Origin of the sequence: Clavibacter sp. B3I6 (genome assembly GCF_030816895.1) — a bacterium.
Taxonomy (GTDB): Bacteria; Actinomycetota; Actinomycetes; order Actinomycetales; family Microbacteriaceae; genus Clavibacter.
Genome location: NZ_JAUSYL010000001.1, coordinates 879034 through 893157, shown reverse-complemented (window position 1 = coordinate 893157; position 14124 = coordinate 879034). Strand labels below are relative to the sequence as shown.

Sequence of the window (14124 nt, the reverse complement as noted above, 5' to 3'; positions counted from 1 at the left end):
GGGCAGGCGGACGCCGTCGAGCGCGGCGACGTCCGCCGCGCCCGACGGCGCCCTCCTGCCCGCGTCGATCAGGCGTCCCGCTTGCGGGCGAGCACGAGAGCGGGGACGAGGATCACCGCGACCCAGCCGACCATGACGAGCAGCGCCTGCCAGAACTCCAGCGAGCCGGGCGCGGCGGTGCCGGTGGCGTAGAGCCGGTTGCCCGCGCTGAGCGGGAAGTACGGCTCGAGATCCGCGACCCAGTCGAGCACGCCGCCGAGCAGCGAACCCACGATCGGGACGACCAGCACGAGGCCGACCAGGGCGCCGATGCCCGCCGCGCCGTTGCGCAGCAGCAGGCCGAAGCCGAAGCCCATGAGGCCGATCAGCACGACGAAGAGCACGCCGCCGAGCGCGGCGAGCAGGAGGTCCCCCGACAGGAGGTCGACGTCGGCGCCGGCGGCTCCGAAGTACCCGCGGGCGATGACGAGCGCGGCGGCGACCGCGACGGCCGTGACGACGAACGTGACGACCGTGTAGACGATCGCCTTGGCCGCGATGACGCCGAGCCGACGGGGCGCCGCGCTGAAGGACGAGCGGATCATGCCGGTCGAGTACTCGCCGCTGATGACGAGGACGCCGAGCACGCCCGCGACGAGCATCGCGAGCGTGATGCCGCTGAGGGCGACCTGGACCAGCAGGTCCGACGCCGGCACGCCCGGCAGGGACAGCTGCTCCCGCAGCTGGTCCACCACGAACGGCGTGAACAGCGCGGAGAAGCCGGCGAGGAGGAGGAAGACGAGCGCGAAGCACCAGATGGTCGAGCGCAGGGTGCGGAGCTTGATCCACTCGGAGCGCATGAGGCGCGCGAGGGTCGGACGGCCCGAGGTCACCGGGGCGGGGGCGTAGGTCGTGGTGCTCATCGTGCGGTCTCCTGCTCCGTCGTGCCGATCGCGGCGCTGTGGTACTCGACGTCGCCCTGCGTGAGCGACAGGTAGGCGTCCTCGAGGGACGCGGTGACGGGCGTCAGCTCGTGCAGCACGACGCCCGCGGACAGGGCCGCGTCGCCGACCTGCGCGGCCGTGAGCCCGGTGATCTCGATGACGTCGCGCTCGACGCTCGTGACCACGACGTCGGGCCGCGCCACCGCCTGGCCGAGCCGGTCCGCGTGCGGGGACCGGACGCGGACGAGGCCGCTCGTGGCGCCGGCCACCACCGCGGCGACCGGAGCGTCCGCGAGCACCCGGCCGCGGCCGAGGACGATGAGGTGGTCGGCCGTCTGCGCCATCTCGCTCATGAGGTGCGAGGAGAGGAGGACGGTGCGGCCCTGGCCGGCGAGGTAGCGCGTGATGTTGCGCACCCAGAGCACGCCCTCGGGGTCGAGGCCGTTGACGGGCTCGTCGAGGATCAGCGTGCGCGGGTCCCCGAGGAGCGCCACGGCGATGCCGAGCCGCTGCCCCATGCCGAGGGAGAACCCGCCGACGCGCTTCCTCGCGACGGGCTGGAGGCCCGTCATCTCGATGACCTCGTCCACCCGGGTGCGGGGGATCCCGTGCGTGGCGGCCATCGCGAGCAGGTGGTTGTAGGCGCTCCGGCCCGTGTGCACGGCCTTGGCGTCGAGGAGCGCGCCGACCTCGTGGAGCGGCGCCTGGAGGTCGCGGTAGCGGCGGCCGTTGACGGTGACGGAGCCGGAGGTGGGGCTGTCGAGGCCGACGATCATGCGCATCGTGGTGGACTTGCCGGCGCCGTTCGGGCCGAGAAATCCGGTCACCATGCCCGGCTGGACGGTGAAGCTCACGCCGTCCACGGCGGTCTTCGCGCCGTAGCGCTTGGTCAGGTTCTCAGCGACGATCATGCGCGCTGCCTCCTCAGGGTGGTTGCGCGGACCCAGCGCCCGCGTGAGCAACGTTAGGTGCGGGGTCCCCGGGGCGGCGTCCCCCCTCCGGCCCCCGGCGCGGCGCGGCGGTGGTACCAGGGTGCCGGGCTCAGCCGGTCCTGTCCCCGAGGGAGGCGAGGCGCTTCGCCGCCTCCTCCAGCACGTCGGTCCGCTTGCAGAACGCGAACCGCACGAGCGAGGCGTGCTCCTCGGCGAGCGGCGGTCGGCAGAACGCCGACAGCGGCACCCCGACGACGCCGACCAGCTCCGGCAGCCGCAGGCACAGCTCGCGGGCGTCGCGGAAGCCCAGGGGAGCGGCGTCGGCGACGACGAAGTAGCCCGCCGCCGGCAGGTGGACGCGGAAGCCCGCCGCCGTCAGGCCCGCCGCGAGGATGTCGCGCTTGCGGCGCAGGTCGGCGGCGATCCCCTCGAAGACGGCGTCCGGCAGGGCCAGCCCCGTCGCGATGGCCGGCTGGAACGGCGCGCCGTTGACGAACGTGAGGAACTGCTTCACCGCGAGGATGGCCGTCACGAGGGGAGCCGGGGCGGTCAGCCAGCCGATCTTCCACCCGGTGGTCCGGAACGTCTTGCCGCCGGAGGAGATCGTCACGGTCCGCTCCCGCGCCCCGGGCAGGGTCGCGACGGGCACGTGCGGCGCGTCGAAGACCAGGTGCTCGTAGACCTCGTCCGTCACGATGACGGCGTCGTGCGCGACGGCGAGCTCCACGACGAGCGCGCGCATCTCGGGGCTGAGCACCGTGCCGGTCGGGTTGTGCGGGTCGTTGAGCAGGATCACGCGGGTGCGGTCCGAGATAGCGCGGCGCAGGTCGTCGGGGTGCGGCTGGAAGTCGGGCGCGTGCAGCGGCACCGTGCGGTGGATCCCGCGAGCGAGCGAGATGAGGGCGCCGTACGCGTCGTAGAACGGCTCGAGCGTGACGACCTCGTCGCCCTCCTCCACGAGGGCCAGCAGCGTGGCTGCGATCGCCTCTGTCGCTCCCGCGGTGACGAGCACCTCCGTGGCGGGATCCACGGCGAGGCCGTAGAAGCGCGCCTGGTGCGCGGCGATCGCCTCGCGCAGCTCCGGCGTCCCCCGGCCGGGCGGGTACTGGTTCATGCCGGCGGATATCGCGGCGCGCGCGGCCTCGAGCACCTCGCTCGGCCCGTCCTCGTCCGGGAAGCCCTGCCCCAGGTTGATCGCCCCGGTCGCCGCGGCCAGCGCGCTCATCTCCGCGAACACGGTCGTGCCGGGCGTTCCGTCCGGCGCCAGCAGCATGGCCCCGCGGGCCGCGCGCACCCACGCGCCGGGAATCGTCATGCGCCCATCATGGCGCGGTCGCCGTCGCAGCGGTCCTGTCGTCTCAGTCAGACGCGGGCGAGGCCTCCACAGCCCTTGCCTGCACATGAGGTCCCGAGGGATGTGGAGCGATGCATGCTGTGCGGCGCCCGCCTGAGCTATTTTTCCTGCACTTGCGGCTACCTCACCATCCCCAATCCACCGCGGGTCCGAGGCAGATAGGACATGGTTTGCACAAGCGGCAGTACGACTCGGGGGCACGAGGGCGTGGCAGGACATCATTGACATGCGCGGTCGCCCTGCTGCTGGCGACCGTCTCGCTGTCGGGATGTGCGGAGGGCGCGTCAGTCTCGCCGGCACCTGCGCCCTCGGCCACCATGACTCAGGACCAGCAAGACGATCAGGCATTCGAGGTCCTGTTCACGACATACGTGTCGATCGACCTCGGTACTGAATCAGCCAACCAGCTCACCCCATTGTTGACAGGATCCGCTCTCCAAGGGGAGTTGGACTCGATCGAATACAGCACGGACCACCATCAGACGGTGATCGGGAAAGCGATGGCTCGCGGCTTCCTTGTCACGGACCGCGGCACCGACAGCCAAGGCACCCAGTACATGACGGCACAAGCATGCTTAGACATCAGCGGCACCAGGACATTGGATGCCGACGGTCAGGATGTGACTCCGGCTCGGACTGACGCGGTGGCTCTGCAGCTCAAGGCAGTGAGGATCGCCGACGGCACGTGGCGCATCAGCGACTCCGTGAGGAACGAGGAGACGCACGCATGCGACTGAGGACTGCAGCGGCAATGTCGTGCGGACTCGTGTTCTGCTCGTTATGGGTCGCCGCTCCCAGTGACGCTGTCGACGGCTACTGCGGTCTCGGCTACGCCCGAGCACCTTCGTGTTCTTCGGGTGCCGTGGGCGACGGGACAGTACAAGTGCACGCGGAAGTGTCCACAGGGCCTGTGGGCCCACAAGGATCTTCGGTCGAGGATCCTGTGCGCTCTGGTGAGGGACCAGCTCGGAGCGCCCCGGTGGTGCCGCATCCGGTGCCCCGGCAGGACCGCCTGGCCGCGGACGTCGACACGGCGTGCCGGCCGGGGAGAGGCGCCTGCCTCGACGGGCAGCACGCGTTCCTCCCGCCCGCGAAGCCACCCGTGAAGCCCGCCGATCCGGGACCGGCCGCGCCCGCGGATCCGGGGGTGATGTTGGAGGACGTGGCGCAGTTCGTCCCGCGGTCGGCATCGATCCGGTCGCAGCCGAACGGGTGGGCGTTGGTCGGGGCGCCGGTGAACCTGCTCACGGACGCGTCCGCGCATGTGGTCGACGGGACGCTGCTGGGAAGGCCGGCGCAGGTGCGGTTCGTGCCGGTGTCGTTCACCTGGGATCACGGCGACGGCACCGCCACGACGGTCGAGGGTCCGGGGGCGTCGTGGAAGCAGCTCGGTCAGCAGGACTTCACCCCCACGGACACGAGCCATGTCTATGCGAGCGTCGGGGACCGGCAGATCTCCCTCACGATCGCGTATGCGCCGTCCTACCGGTTCGACGGGGGCGGGTGGCAGCGGATCCCGGGCACGCTCCCGGTGCTGGTCGGTCCGGTGGTGATCCATGTGCTGCAGGGGTCCACGGTCCTGGTCGGCGGGGCGTGCGGATCGGCCCATGCCGGCCCCGGGTGTTGACGGAGGAGCGAGGGCAGGTCAAGCCCCCTGCGCTCGGCCCTCTCGTCCGACGCGACGCGTACGCTCAACACCAGCAACCGGGTCATGCGGGCCTCGTCCTGGGAACCGGCGGATCCTCCGCCGGGTAAGGAGGGCCCGCTGTCAGGGCAGCCATAGAGAACGCCCAGACTCGCCCGGAATGCTGGCAGGACCTGAGAGGAGCACCACCGATGACCGACAGAACCCACGGGGCAGACGAGCACGAGGGCCGCCGAGACATCGACGGCAGCGCCGACGGGTCCTCGGACGGCCCGGCATCGAGTCCCGCTCCGTCGTCAGGCGAGGCAGCAGCCTGGCCCGCACCCTCCGGCCCCGCAGCTGCAGCCCATCCCGCTCCTGCCGGCCCTGATCAGCGCGACACGCTTGTCTACGGCTCCGGCCCGGCCGCGCAGCCCTCCTCCGACCACGTGACCGCGGCGACGACCCCCACCGCCGACCCCGGTACCGGTGCCGACGGCGCCACGACCGCCGCTCCTCCGCGCCGGAACAGGACCGCGAAGGCGCTGCCCCTCGTCGCCATGCTCGCCGTGGGCGCGCTCATCGGCGGTGCTGCGGGCGGGCTCACGGCCTGGACCGTCGCCCAGGACGAGGACTCCACGGAGTCGGTCAGCCAGTCGCCCGCCAACATCACCGTCAACGACCCGGACGATGCGACTCCGATCACCGCCGTCGCCGCGAAGGTGTCCGGCTCCGTCGTGACCATCGAGGTCGCGGGTGCGCAGGGCGGAGGCACCGGATCCGGGGTCATCCTCTCCAGCGACGGCTACATCCTCACGAACACGCACGTGGTCACGCTCGACGGCCAGACGGGTGACGCGACCATCCAGGTCAAGACCGCGGATGGCGCCCTGTACACGGCGAAGCTCATCGGCACGGACCCCGTCGTCGACCTCGCCGTCATCAAGCTGGACGGGGCGACCGGCCTCACGCCCATCGAGTTCGCCGACTCCTCGAAGCTCAACGTCGGCGACACGGCCATCGCCATCGGAGCTCCGCTCGGGCTCTCCGGCACCGTGACCGACGGCATCGTCAGTGCGCTCGACCGCAGCATCCAGGTCGCGTCCTCCGCCGCTCCCGAGACGCCGGGCGACGGCAGCCAGAGCGACGAGACGCCGTTCAACTTCTGGCCCTTCGGCAACGAGGGCCAGGGCGGATCCGGTGGCCAGGGCGGCTCCGGCGCCCAGGGTCAGGCGGCGGCGACGATCAACCTCGCGGTCATCCAGACGGATGCGGCGATCAACCCCGGCAACTCCGGCGGGGCCCTCCTCGACGGCGAGGGCAAGCTCATCGGCGTCAACGTGGCCATCGCGAACGCGGGCGGCACCAGCTCCACCGCGGGCAGCATCGGCGTCGGCTTCGCCATCCCGTCCAACCTCGCCAAGCGGGTCGGCGAGGAGATCATCCAGAGCGGCAGCGCCTCCCACGGGCTCCTCGGGGCGAGCGTCCGCGACGTCGCCACGGGCGACTCCACGACCCCGGTCGGCGGGGCCTTCATCGCCGAGGTCCAGAGCGGCGGTGCCGCGGCCTCCGCGGGGCTGAGGCAGGGCGACATCGTCACCGCGTTCGGCAGCATCCCGATCAGCAAGGCGAGCGACCTCACGGCGCAGGTCCGCGCTCTCGCGGGCGGCAGCGACGTGGAGCTGACCGTGATCCGCGGCGGTCAGAAGCAGCAGGTCGACGTGGAGCTCGGCACGCTGCAGCAGTAGGCGCGCGCATCACGAGGGGCGGATCGGCAGGTGCCGGTCCGCCCCTCGTCGTCGTGGGCGAGGGCGGACGAGGAGGCTGGTAAAGTGCTGCGAGGCTCGGCCGCTGACAGGCCCCGGCCGCACCTCCCTCACGAGATCGGCACAGATGGCGCACCTCCCGCGACGCGAACCCGTCGCCGGCAGCACCGGCGGACTGCCCGCCGTCTCGTACGTCATGCCGATCCTCAACGAGGCGGCCCATGTCCGCGCCGCGGTCGAGAGCATGATGCAGCAGGACTACGCGGGCGACGTCGAGGTGGTGCTGGCCCTGGGGCCGAGCACCGACGGCACCACGGAGGTCGTCCGAGAGATGGCCCGAGCGGATCCGCGCATCACCAGCGTCGACAACCCCACGGGATCCACGCCCGGTGGCCTCAACGCGGCCATCCGCGCGACGCGGCACCCCATCGTGATCCGCGTCGACGCGCACTCGCTGCTGCCGAGGGACTACACGCGCATCGCCGTCGAGACGCTCCAAGCGACGGGCGCCGACAACGTCGGCGGGCTCATGTCGGCCGAGGGGCGCACCCCGTTCGAGAAGGCCGTGGCCCGGGCATACGGCGCACGCGTCGGGCTCGGAGGCACCGCGCACCACGTGGGCGGCAAGGAGGGGCCCGCGGAGACCGCGTACCTCGGCGCGTTCCGCCGCGACCGCCTGCTGGAGGTCGGCCTGTTCGACGAGGGCGTCCGCCGCGGCCAGGACTGGGAGCTCAACCGGCGCCTTCGGCAGACCGGCGGCCTCGTCTGGTTCACCCCGCGGATGAAGGTCACGTACCGCCCGCGCTCCACCTTCCGCGCGCTGATCCGCCAGTTCTTCGCCACGGGCCTCTGGCGCGGGGAGCTCGCGCGGCGCTACACGCGGCAGAACTCCGTGCGCTACTTCGTGCCGCCCGTCGCGGTGGCCGGGGTCGCCGCGGGCCTCGTCCTTGGGATCGCGGGCCTGGTCGGCCCGGCCGTCGGCGTGCCCGGCCTCCGTCGGCTCGTCGCCGCGTTCGTCGTGCCCGGCGTCTACGCCGGCTTCGTCCTGGTGAGCACCGTCACGGTCGCGTCGCGGGACGGCGCCGCGACGATGCTGCGCTTCGCGGCGGTCCTCCCGTCCATCCACTTCAGCTGGGGCACCGGCTTCGTGCTCGGCTTCCTCGAGCTCACCGACGACCTCGACGGGCACACGGGCAGATGAGCACCTCCTCCGGCACCGGCGACCGCGGCCTGCCCACCTCCATCGCCGAGCTGCGGCGGGTGACGCAGCCCCCCGAGGTGCGGCTCCGCGCCAACGCCGAGCACTGGACGGCGCACCTCTACCTGCGCGACCTCTCGCCGTACCTCACGTGGCTGCTGCTGCGCACCCGGATCAGCGCGAACGGCGTCACGGTGGTCATGATCCTCACCGGCTGGGCGGCGGCCGCGGCGCTGCTCATCCCCGGCATCGGGGGTGCGGCGCTCGCGCTCGTGCTCGGCCAGCTGCAGATGCTCGTGGACTGCTGCGACGGGGAGGTCGCCCGCTGGCGCCGCACCTCGTCCCCGGTCGGGCACTTCCTCGACGCCGTGGGCCACTACTCGACGGAGACCCTGATCGCCCTCGCGCTCGGGATCCGCGCCGCCGCCTACCCGTTCGAGGCGCCCGGCGACCTGCCGTGGACGACGCTCGCCTTCGCGCTGGCGCTGGTGATGGTGCTGAACAAGGCCCTGAACGACATGGTGCGGGTCGCCCGCGCATCCGCCGACCTGCCCAAGGCGCCCGTCGGCGCGAGCACCGTCGCCTCGCAGCAGTCGCTCATCGCCGTCGCGCGACGGGCCGTGCGCTTCCTCCCGTTCCACCGCATGTTCCACTCGGTCGAGCTCACCATCGTCGTCTTCGCCGTCGCGCTCGTCGGCCTCGTGGCGGGGCAGCCCGCGACGGACCGGGTCCTGCTCGTCGCGCTCGTGCCGCTGGCCGTGCTCGCGCTCGTCGGCCACTTCGTCATGATCGTCACCTCCCGTCGACTGACCTCCGCGTGACGGACGGCCTGCCCCGCGTCGGCGTGGTCGTCCTCAGCCAGGGGCGACGACCCGAGGGGCTGGCGGCGTCGCTCGCCTCCGTGCTCCGGCAGGAGGGGGTGGTCGTCGACGTGGTCGTGGCCGGCAACGGCTGGGATCCCGAGGGGCTCCCCGCGGGCGTCCGCGGCCTGCACCTGCCGGAGAACCTCGGCATCCCGGCGGGACGCAACGCCGGCGTCCCGCACGTGGCGGGGGAGACGCTGTTCTTCCTCGACGACGACGAGACCGTGCCGAGCGCGACCTTCCTCGACGACTGCCTCTCCCTCATGCGCCGCATCGGCGACGTGGCGCTCATCCAGCCGCGCATCGTCGACCCGACGGGAGCGGCCACGCCCCGCCGCTGGATCCCGCGCATCCGCAAGGGCGATCCCGCCCGGTCGAGCGCGGTCCTCTCCGTGCTCGAGGGCGCGGTCGTCGTGCGTCGCCACGCCTTCGAGGCGGCCGGCGGCTGGGCGGGCGAGTTCTTCTACGCGCACGAGGGCATCGAGCTGGCGTGGCGCGTGTGGGACCAGGGCCTCCGCGCCTGGTACGCCGGCGACCTCGTCGCCCACCACCCCGCCGTCGCGCCCACCCGCCACGCGGAGTACCACCGCCTCAACGCGCGGAACCGCGTCTGGTTGGCCCGACGCAACCTCCCGCTGCCGCTCGTGCCCGTGTACGTCGCGTCGTGGACGGCCGTGCAGCTGATCCGCAGCGCACGGAACCGCGACGGGCTGGGCACCTGGATCCGGGGCTGGCGCGAGGGCTGGTCGACGTCGCCCGGCGTGCGCCGACCCATGTCCTGGAGCACCGTCGTCCGCATGGCGCGCGCGGGCAGACCGCCCGTCATCTGATCGTGACCCGGCATCGGTCGGTCACGATCCCACACCGTTCCGCGCCCCCGAGCGGGGCTCGTCCGGAGGCGCTCCGAGCGCTGGCTACGGTGGATGCATGGGTCTCCTGAACGACGCTCGCCTGGGCGCACGCGCTGTCCGCTCTCTGGTGCAGCAGCGCCGTGCACGCGGCTCCCTGCAGCGCAAGCTCGCGCTCCGGGCCCCGTCGCCGCACGGCGAGTACCGGATCGCCGTGTACTTCGCGGACTCGGCGGTGAACATGTACCAGATCCGCCAGTGGTACCGGCCGCTCCTCGAGCTCGCCCGCACGCACCCGGTCGTGATCCTCAGCCGGCACCCGAGCGGAGCGGCCGCGCTCCTCGACGAGAGCCCGCTGCCGGTCGAGTACGTGCGCCGCGTCGCCGACCTCGAGCGGGTCATCGCGGAGCAGGACATCCGCATCGTGCTCTACGTCAACCAGAACACGCGCAACTTCCAGATGATGCGGTACGGGCGCCGGTGGCACGTCTTCGTCAACCACGGCGAGTCCGACAAGATGTACATGACGACCAACCAGTTCAAGGCCTACGACTACAGCCTCATCGCCGGCGACGCCGCCCGCGCCCGGCTGGGCAAGGTGCTCTGGGACTACGACCTCGACCGCCGGGCGATCCCCATCGGCCGCCCGCAGGCCGACCACTACTCGGGCGAGCTGCCGTACGCACCGGACGACCGGACCGTCGTGCTGTACGCGCCGACCTGGGAGGGGGACCGCGCGGCCGCCGCGTACGGGTCCATCGCCTCGCACGGCGTGCCCCTGGTGCGGGACCTCATCGCCACCGGGCGGCACCGCGTCGTCTACCGGCCGCATCCCCGCTCCGGGGTCGTCGACCCCGAGTACGCGCGGGCCAACCGCGAGATCGCGGCCATGCTGGATCGGGCGAACGCGCAGGATCCGTCGGCGCAGCACGTCGTGGACCGCTCGCGCGAGCTCGCGTGGCAGCTGTCCGCCGCGGACCTCGCCATCGTCGACATCTCCGCGATGGTCTACGACCGCCTCGCGGCCGGGCGGCCGCTCATGGTGACGCGGCCCGTGCGCGACGAGGCGCAGATCGACACCGACGGCTACCTCTCCGACTGCGAGTGGCTGACCGCGGAGGATGCGCAGGACATCGTCGCGCGCCTGGACGCGCTGCAGCACGACGACGCGGCGGACCGTCGACTCGCCGCATGGGTGCAGCACTACTTCGGCGACACCGCCCCCGGTGCGGCGACCGCGCGCTTCCACGCGGCGATCGAGCGCCTGATGGGGGAGTGGGACCGGCATGCCGCGCTCCATGCCCGGGATGGGGCGGCTGCACCCGCCGACGAGCAGATCGACGACGAGGACGAGGAGTCCTGACCGTCGGGACCCGGTCGCGCCGACGAGAGCGCCGACGCGGAGCTAGCGCTTCGCGGCTCTCTTCTCCGCGATGCGGATGACGCGGGGCTTCCTCTCCGGCACCGCGAGCTCCGCCGGGAAGTCGGCGGGCGCGGGGCCGAAGGCCTGCCGCGAGCTGGCCACGATCTTGCGGCCGAGCATCCGGTTGCCGGTGCCGCCGATGACGGCGCCGATGCCGAAGGGGACCGCGCGCCCGATGGCGCTCGCACCCTGGTTCACGATGAAGCGCTTGACGAACGCGTGCTTGATCCGGTCGGCGATGGGGCCGATGGCGAAGGAGGGCAGGCCCGACGTGATGGCGCGTCCCCAGTTCGCGTTGCGGTCGACGGGCTGGCCCTGGAACTGGCCGGTGAACTGCTGGATGACCTGCGCGCCGGGCGCGCCGAGCATCATGGTCATGACGAGCGCACGGGCGCGCGCCGGATCCTCGACGGTGATGCCGTGCACCTCGGTGATGGACTGGGCGAAGAGGGCGCTGGCCTCGAGGAAGCCGGCCGTCTCCACGCCGGTGAGGGCGAGCGAGATGCCCGTGCCGACACCGGGGATGACCGCGCTGGCGCCCACCGCCGCGCCCCCCGCCGTGACGGCGGCGAGGAAGCGGCTCTCGAGGATGGCGATGATGCGGTCGGGGGAGGCCTCGGGGTGGCGTGCGCGGATCGACCGGATGTGAGCGAGCACGACGGGCCGCTGCACGGACAGGAGACGATCTATGCCGGTGGCCACGGTCGGGTCGAGGTCGGGAGCGTCCTTCATGCTCCGAGCCTACGCGCGGGGGCCGTCGGGATCGCGCGCGCCTCGTCGACCGGACTGCCACCTGCCCGGCCTATCCTCTGAGCATCGGGCATGGACGCTTGGGCCGTGTGCGCTCTGGTCTTTCCCCCACGTGGCGGATAGGCATGGGGGATGGTCACCACCGTCTCCGACGCCGCTGCCGAGTTCGGTTCCCGCGTGCGCGAGCAGCGCCAGCGCATCGGCATCAGCCAGGAGACGCTCGCGGAGCTCTCCGGCATCCACTGGACCGCCCTCGGCAAGATCGAGCGCGGCCAGCGGAACCCGAGCCTCCGCAACATCATCAAGATCGCGAGCGGCCTCGACGTGGACGCCGGGCTGCTCGTGACCGGGCTCACCGCCGACATGCTGCCGCAGGACGACGGGGACTCACCCGCCGACCTCATCCGCCTCGAGCGCGAGCGCGACCGGCGCGGCACCACGCCCGTCAGAAGCTGACGCGCCACAGGTACTCGCCCCCGTCCGGTCGGAACCAGCGCACCACGAGGATCGTGTCGAGCGCGAGGTCGTCGCCGCGGATGGTGGTCGACAGGCGCTCCCCGGGTCGGACGGTGACGGGAGCGCGCGACAGCATCGTGCCGGAGCCGAGCAGGTGCAGCGAGATGGCGTGCAGCACCTCGTCCCCGACGTTGACCAGGGCGAAGCGCGGGCGCTCCAGCGTGCGGTCGAAGTGCCAGGGCACGCGGTACGCGGGCTCGGGATCCGGACGGACGGGCAGGGGCGGGACGGGTCGCAGCATGCGTGCACGGTAGGGGCGGCGTGCGACGTGCGGGGGAGTGGGCCTGTGGAAGGGGCGTGCTGGGGAGGAGGGGCGTTCAGCCCGCCGTCGGGCCCGCCGCGGCAGGCGGATGGTGGTCGGCGTTGTAGGCGTCGACGACCCGGTCGATGGGCCCGTCCAGCACGAGCGCGCCCTTGTCGAGGTAGAGGCCGCGCGTGCAGAAGCGGCGGAGGTCCCGCTCGTTGTGCGAGACGAGGAAGAGCGTGCGTCCCTCCGCCAGCATCTCCTCGATGCGGTGGTAGCACTTCTCGCGGAACGCCTTGTCGCCGACGGCCAGGACCTCGTCCACGAGGAGCACCGGCTCGTCGAGGCGCGAGATGACGGCGAAGGCGATGCGCACCTTCATGCCGCTCGAGAGGTGCTTGTAGGGCGTGTCCACGAACTCGGGGATCTCCGCGAACGCGATGATCTCGTCGAACTGCGCGTCGATCTCCGCCTTCGACATCCCGTGCAGCCCGGCCGTGAGGTAGATGTTGTCGCGCACCGTCAGGTCGTTGACGAACCCGCCCGTGATCTCGATGAGCGGCGCGACCCCCGCGTGCACGCCGATTGTCCCCTCGTCGGCGATGAGGACCTCGGCGACGAGCTTGAGGAGGGTCGACTTGCCCTGGCCGTTGCGGCCCACGACGCCGATCGCCTCGCCCGCACGGACCTCGAACGAGACGTGGCGCAGGGCCCAGAACTCGCCCGGGCGCGAGCGTCGCGCAGATCCCGCGAAGAGGTCCTTGAAGCTCCGACGGGCCTTGCGGTTGCGGCGGAAGCGGATGCCCGCGTCCTCGACCGTGATGACCGGGCGTCCGGACGGGTGCTCGTGCGGTGCGGCCATCAGATCTCCTTCAGCACGGCCGGGAGCGAGCGACGGAACACGAGCGCGCCGACGAGGAGCAGCGCGGCGGAGATCGCGGCGGACACTCCCACGGCGTACCAGTCGAGCTCCGCGGGGAAGAAGGCGGACCGGTAGAGGCCGAAGATGCCGGTGAGCGGGTTGAGCGCCGCCCACGGCTGCAGCTCCGGCGGGAGGTCCCGCGCCGAGTAGACGATGGGGGACGCGTAGAAGAGGAAGCGCAGCACGAGCTTGACGGCGCGCTCGAGGTCGCGGAAGAACACGACGAGCGGGGCGATGATCAGCCCGATCCCCAGCAGCAGCGCCGCCTGCAGGATCGCGGCCAGCGGGAACAGGAGCACGTGCACGTCGAGGCGGGCGCCCGCGACCACCGCGAAGACGGCGAGCACCGGGAGGCTCGCCAGGAACTCGAACCCCTTCGCGAAGACCAGCCGGAGCACCCAGATGGTGCGGGGGATGCGCGTCGAGCGGACGAGCTTCGCCTGCGAGCTGAAGGCCTTAGTTAAGTCGCTGGTCGCGCCCGTGAACCACATCCACGGCAGGAGCGCGGCCAGGAGGAACACGATGTACGGCTCCTGGCCGACGTCGCGGGAGAACACGACCGTGAAGACGAACCAGTAGATCCCCGACATGACGAGCGGGTCGAGGATCGACCAGAACCAGCCGAGGGCGCTCGTCGAGTAGCGGACCTTGAGGTCGCGCGTCGTGAGGAGCCAGAGCGAGCGACGGTACCGGGCGGCGGGGGTGCGGGAGGCACGGCCGGGAGCGGCATCGGGCACGGCGGGGATCCTCTGCGTCAGCAT

At 72.2% G+C, this 14124-nt stretch carries 15 protein-coding genes; 8 read left to right on the top strand and 7 right to left on the bottom strand.

From position 1 onward, the window contains the following. Window positions 1–68: 68 nt before the first annotated feature. The 3 genes from QFZ62_RS04185 to QFZ62_RS04175 form a co-directional block, all read right to left on the bottom strand. The gene (locus tag QFZ62_RS04185) at window positions 69–902 is read right to left on the bottom strand and encodes an ABC transporter permease subunit (protein WP_307502083.1); all 834 of its coding nucleotides are present in this window, start codon (window positions 900–902) and stop codon (window positions 69–71) included. Continuing rightward, complete coding sequence (locus tag QFZ62_RS04180; protein ID WP_307502080.1) at window positions 899–1834, bottom strand: ABC transporter ATP-binding protein; 936 nt, start codon at window positions 1832–1834, stop codon at window positions 899–901. Before QFZ62_RS04180 ends, QFZ62_RS04185 begins: the two co-directional genes overlap by 4 nt. A gap of 130 nt (window positions 1835–1964) precedes the next feature. After that, window positions 1965–3170: an aminotransferase class I/II-fold pyridoxal phosphate-dependent enzyme gene (locus QFZ62_RS04175; RefSeq protein ID WP_307502077.1), complete on the bottom strand. Its 1206-nt coding sequence runs from the start codon at window positions 3168–3170 to the stop codon at window positions 1965–1967. Between the two features lie 356 nt (window positions 3171–3526). On the opposite strand from QFZ62_RS04175, the gene QFZ62_RS04170 reads away from it, so the two are divergent. The 7 genes from QFZ62_RS04170 (at window position 3527) to QFZ62_RS04140 (ending at window position 10871) form a co-directional block, all read left to right on the top strand. Further along, entirely contained in the window at window positions 3527–3946 is a 420-nt protein-coding gene (locus QFZ62_RS04170) for a hypothetical protein (RefSeq protein WP_307502074.1), read from the top strand. Window positions 3947–4311: 365 nt separating this feature from the next. After that, window positions 4312–4836 carry a hypothetical protein gene (locus QFZ62_RS04165; protein ID WP_307502071.1) on the top strand — a complete coding sequence of 175 codons (525 nt, stop codon included), beginning with the start codon at window positions 4312–4314 and terminating at the stop codon, window positions 4834–4836. A 209-nt stretch (window positions 4837–5045) separates the two neighbouring features. Continuing rightward, a complete protein-coding gene (locus QFZ62_RS04160) occupies window positions 5046–6581 on the top strand; it encodes a S1C family serine protease (protein WP_307502067.1) in 1536 nt (511 codons plus the stop codon). A gap of 145 nt (window positions 6582–6726) precedes the next feature. After that, window positions 6727–7800, top strand: coding sequence for a glycosyltransferase family 2 protein (locus tag QFZ62_RS04155; protein WP_307502064.1), 1074 nt, complete (start codon window positions 6727–6729; stop codon window positions 7798–7800). Further along, window positions 7797–8618: a CDP-alcohol phosphatidyltransferase family protein gene (locus QFZ62_RS04150; protein WP_307502061.1), complete on the top strand. Its 822-nt coding sequence runs from the start codon at window positions 7797–7799 to the stop codon at window positions 8616–8618. The genes QFZ62_RS04155 and QFZ62_RS04150 overlap by 4 nt, the downstream gene beginning before the upstream one ends. Beyond that, window positions 8615–9490, top strand: a complete 876-nt coding sequence (locus QFZ62_RS04145; protein WP_307502058.1) for a glycosyltransferase family 2 protein — start codon at window positions 8615–8617, stop codon at window positions 9488–9490. Before QFZ62_RS04150 ends, QFZ62_RS04145 begins: the two co-directional genes overlap by 4 nt. Before the next feature lie 97 nt (window positions 9491–9587). Beyond that, complete coding sequence (locus QFZ62_RS04140; protein WP_307502055.1) at window positions 9588–10871, top strand: hypothetical protein; 1284 nt, start codon at window positions 9588–9590, stop codon at window positions 10869–10871. Window positions 10872–10913: 42 nt separating this feature from the next. Here QFZ62_RS04140 and QFZ62_RS04135 read toward each other — a convergent pair whose 3' ends face one another. Beyond that, a complete protein-coding gene (locus QFZ62_RS04135; RefSeq protein ID WP_307502052.1) occupies window positions 10914–11663 on the bottom strand; it encodes a hypothetical protein in 750 nt (249 codons plus the stop codon). 150 nt (window positions 11664–11813) lie between these two features. Between QFZ62_RS04135 and QFZ62_RS04130 the strand changes: the two genes are divergently transcribed. Further along, entirely contained in the window at window positions 11814–12137 is a 324-nt protein-coding gene (locus tag QFZ62_RS04130; protein ID WP_307502049.1) for a helix-turn-helix domain-containing protein, read from the top strand. On the opposite strand, the gene QFZ62_RS04125 is transcribed toward QFZ62_RS04130, so the two are convergent. The 3 genes from QFZ62_RS04125 to QFZ62_RS04115 all read right to left on the bottom strand — a co-directional run bounded on the left by QFZ62_RS04125 (window position 12127) and on the right by QFZ62_RS04115 (window position 14124). Next, on the bottom strand, window positions 12127–12438 hold the full coding sequence (locus QFZ62_RS04125; RefSeq protein ID WP_307502046.1) for a hypothetical protein: 312 nt from the start codon (window positions 12436–12438) through the stop codon (window positions 12127–12129). The genes QFZ62_RS04130 and QFZ62_RS04125 overlap by 11 nt on opposite strands. Window positions 12439–12514: 76 nt before the next feature. Continuing rightward, window positions 12515–13303 (bottom strand): ABC transporter ATP-binding protein, encoded by a 789-nt coding sequence (locus QFZ62_RS04120; protein WP_307502043.1) that lies wholly within the window; start codon window positions 13301–13303, stop codon window positions 12515–12517. Further along, window positions 13303–14124, bottom strand: coding sequence for an ABC transporter permease (locus QFZ62_RS04115; protein ID WP_373425937.1), 822 nt, complete (start codon window positions 14122–14124; stop codon window positions 13303–13305). The genes QFZ62_RS04120 and QFZ62_RS04115 overlap by 1 nt, the downstream gene beginning before the upstream one ends.

Bases quoted from the DNA above. Each gene is read 5' to 3' on its own strand.
- QFZ62_RS04130 (WP_307502049.1), top strand. From the start codon at position 11,814: ATGGTCACCACCGTCTCCGACGCCGCTGCCGAGTTCGGTTCCCGCGTG.
- QFZ62_RS04185 (WP_307502083.1), bottom strand. From the start codon at position 902: ATGAGCACCACGACCTACGCCCCCGCCCCGGTGACCTCGGGCCGTCCG.
- QFZ62_RS04135 (WP_307502052.1), bottom strand. From the start codon at position 11,663: ATGAAGGACGCTCCCGACCTCGACCCGACCGTGGCCACCGGCATAGAT.
- QFZ62_RS04120 (WP_307502043.1), bottom strand. From the start codon at position 13,303: ATGGCCGCACCGCACGAGCACCCGTCCGGACGCCCGGTCATCACGGTC.
- QFZ62_RS04160 (WP_307502067.1), top strand. From the start codon at position 5,046: ATGACCGACAGAACCCACGGGGCAGACGAGCACGAGGGCCGCCGAGAC.
- QFZ62_RS04115 (WP_373425937.1), bottom strand. From the start codon at position 14,124: ATGCTGACGCAGAGGATCCCCGCCGTGCCCGATGCCGCTCCCGGCCGT.
- QFZ62_RS04140 (WP_307502055.1), top strand. From the start codon at position 9,588: ATGGGTCTCCTGAACGACGCTCGCCTGGGCGCACGCGCTGTCCGCTCT.
- QFZ62_RS04180 (WP_307502080.1), bottom strand. From the start codon at position 1,834: ATGATCGTCGCTGAGAACCTGACCAAGCGCTACGGCGCGAAGACCGCC.
- QFZ62_RS04125 (WP_307502046.1), bottom strand. From the start codon at position 12,438: ATGCTGCGACCCGTCCCGCCCCTGCCCGTCCGTCCGGATCCCGAGCCC.
- QFZ62_RS04175 (WP_307502077.1), bottom strand. From the start codon at position 3,170: ATGACGATTCCCGGCGCGTGGGTGCGCGCGGCCCGCGGGGCCATGCTG.
- QFZ62_RS04170 (WP_307502074.1), top strand. From the start codon at position 3,527: ATGACTCAGGACCAGCAAGACGATCAGGCATTCGAGGTCCTGTTCACG.
- QFZ62_RS04155 (WP_307502064.1), top strand. From the start codon at position 6,727: ATGGCGCACCTCCCGCGACGCGAACCCGTCGCCGGCAGCACCGGCGGA.
- QFZ62_RS04150 (WP_307502061.1), top strand. From the start codon at position 7,797: ATGAGCACCTCCTCCGGCACCGGCGACCGCGGCCTGCCCACCTCCATC.